Annotated in this window: 4 protein-coding genes; all 4 read left to right on the forward strand. The window is 62.9% G+C overall.

Annotated features, from left to right (window positions below; translation table 11 throughout):
* Nucleotides 1–732, forward strand: a 732-nt coding sequence (locus SPHV1_RS18120) for a LysR substrate-binding domain-containing protein (RefSeq protein ID WP_054947440.1), incomplete at its 5' end; no start/stop codon positions are given.
* Nucleotides 733–787: 55 nt separating this feature from the next.
* Nucleotides 788–1534, forward strand: coding sequence for a tRNA (guanosine(37)-N1)-methyltransferase TrmD (gene trmD, locus SPHV1_RS18125; protein ID WP_054947441.1), 747 nt, complete (start codon nucleotides 788–790; stop codon nucleotides 1532–1534).
* On the forward strand, nucleotides 1531–1905 hold the full coding sequence (gene rplS / locus SPHV1_RS18130) for a 50S ribosomal protein L19 (protein WP_054947439.1): 375 nt from the start codon (nucleotides 1531–1533) through the stop codon (nucleotides 1903–1905). Before trmD ends, rplS begins: the two co-directional genes overlap by 4 nt.
* 409 nt (nucleotides 1906–2314) lie before the next feature.
* Entirely contained in the window at nucleotides 2315–2587 is a 273-nt protein-coding gene (locus SPHV1_RS18135; protein ID WP_007013794.1) for an HU family DNA-binding protein, read from the forward strand.
* The last annotated feature ends 59 nt before the right edge of the window (nucleotides 2588–2646 follow it).

Raw genomic sequence — 2646 nt, forward strand, 5'->3', positions numbered from 1 at the left:
GCGGGGGGGGGGCCCCGGCCCCCCCCCGCCGTAACGGCAGCCTTCGCCGGCATGGCCGACGCCTTTGCGGCGCTGCGTGAGGAAGATCACGAAGTCCTGGCGATCAATGCCGCTATCTCGCTGGGCAGCGTCTGGTTGAGCGGGCGCATCGGCCGTTTCCAGATGCGCTTTCCCGATCTGGCCGTGCGCCTGTCGCTTGCGAACGAGGCGATCGACCTTGCCAATTCTTCGTTCGACGTGGCGATACGCGCCGGTTCCGGCGTCTGGGAGGGGCTGCGCAGCACCTTTCTGTTCCGCCAGCATTTCTCGCCGATCTGTACGCGCGAATTCCTTGAGGCGAATGCGATCAGCAAGCCCGAGGATCTCCTGCGCGTCGAGCGGCTTGCCCCGAACGATGCCGGTTGGTCCGGCTGGTTCTCCGCTGCCGGGGTCGAGGCCAAGCTCGCGCCGCGCCGGGGTATCGTCATGGACAACCAGTCGCAGGAAGCGAGCATCGTCCAGGAGAGCTATGGCGTGGCTCTGATGTCGCCGCTGTTCTGGCGCACGGAACTGGAAAGCGGTCGCCTTATCCAGCCCTTCGATACTCTATATATGCCGGGCACTGCGCATTGGCTGGTCCATCCTGCCCATCGCGTGGGTGTGCGCAAGATAGAGCGTTTGCGCGAATGGCTGCTGGAGGAACTCGAAGGCTATCGCGACGTCATGCCGGCCGAAGTCTTCACGCCACTTTGACATTTTCGCGTGAGGGGCTCTTGCCCGCGCCACCGATTTGGGCTTTGCCGCCGGGATGACTTTCGCGGCCACCGTTCTCACGCTCTATCCCGACATGTTTCCCGGACCGCTCGGCATTTCGCTCGCCGGGCGTGGCCTTGCCGAGGGCAAGTGGTCGATCGAGACCGTGCAGATCCGCGACTTCGCCAGGGACAAGCACCGCACGGTGGATGACACGCCGGCAGGCGGCGGCGCGGGCATGGTGCTCAAGGCCGACGTTCTGGCCGCGGCCATCGACCATGCCCGCAGCCTCAGTCCCGAAGCCCCGGTGATCGCGATGACGCCGCGCGGCCGTCCGATTTCGCAGGCCCGGGTGCGTGAACTCGCAGCCGGTCCGGGCGTGACCATTCTATGCGGCCGGTTCGAGGGCTTCGACGAGCGGATCTTCGAGGGGCGCAACGTAGAGCAGGTGTCGGTCGGCGATATCGTCCTGTCCGGCGGAGAACCTGCGGCCCTGATGCTGCTGGACGCTTGCATTCGCTTGCTTCCCGGCGTAATGGGCGCGGCTTCCAGCGGTACCGAGGAATCGTTCGAGGACGGTCTTCTCGAGTATCCGCACTATACCCGACCCACCGATTGGGAAGGGCGCACGATCCCTGAAGTGCTGCGATCGGGGGATCATGCGAAGATCGCTGCCTGGCGGAAACAAAAGGCGGAAGATGACACACGGTTACGCAGACCGGACCTTTGGGAGCGTCATAGGGGCGCTCGGGACCAGTCTGCCTCTGGCGCGCGGCACAAAGATGAGGATTTGGGTTCATGAACCTGATTCAGCAGATCGAGGCCGAGGAAATTGCCAAGGCCGGCAAGGATATCCCTGAGTTCCGTCCGGGCGACACCGTCCGCGTCGGCGTGAAGGTCGTCGAAGGTACCCGTACCCGCGTCCAGAACTTCGAAGGCGTGTGCATCGCGCGTTCGAACCGTGGCATGGGTTCGAACTTCACCGTCCGCAAGATCAGCTTCGGTGAAGGCGTGGAACGCGTTTTCCCGCTGTACTCGCCGAACATCGATTCGATCACCGTGGTTCGCCGCGGCGTCGTGCGTCGTGCCAAGCTGTACTACCTGCGCGGTCGTACCGGTAAGCGCGCCCGCATCGCCGAGCGCCGCGATGTTCGCACCGGTTCCGACGCGTAAGCATCGGCACATTGCCTGCCTTCGGGCCGGCAGCTTGAGAGGCGGTTCGGTTCGGACCGCCTTTTTTGCGCTCTCCTGCAATCGCATGGCGGCTGCCGAGCCTTAAAGATTACAGGAATTTAACACCCGAATCGGGGTTACGCCGAATGACGCGGTTGCGCGTCGTCGGAATTTGCCCTGCCGGGATCGCGCTGGCGCAGCGAGTCGAATTGGCGCTGGCCATTCGATATTGCGCTGCACAATCGCAATTCGTCACAAGAATGGCGGAAAAACGCGATTAAGTGCGGGTTTTTGGCCTGTTTTGCCTTTGACACGGCAGAGAAAACCCGCTCAATTCCCGGGCCATTCAAGAGGCGATTCAACTATCCCATCACATCCGGTTCCACTGAAAGGTTAGGGGGTACCCATAATGAACAAGAATGATCTCATCAGCGCAGTTGCCGACACCAGCGGTCTGACCCGCAGCGATGCGACCAAGGCCGTTGAAGGCGTCTTCGACGCAATCACCGGCGCGCTGAAGAAGGGTGACGAGGTTCGCCTGGTTGGTTTCGGCACTTTCTCGGTTGCCAAGCGCAAGGCTTCGACCGGCCGCAACCCGCGCACCGGCGAGCCGATGGAAATCAAGGCTTCGGCTCAGCCGAAGTTCAAGGCTGGCAAGGGCCTCAAGGACGCCGTCAACTAATCTGGACGGCCAGCCTGTTCGCCTCACAGGTTGAAAAGATCACGCCCCCCCCCCCCCCC

Origin of the sequence: Novosphingobium sp. KN65.2, from assembly GCF_001368935.1 — a bacterium.
Classification (GTDB): Bacteria; Pseudomonadota; Alphaproteobacteria; order Sphingomonadales; family Sphingomonadaceae; genus Novosphingobium; species Novosphingobium mathurense.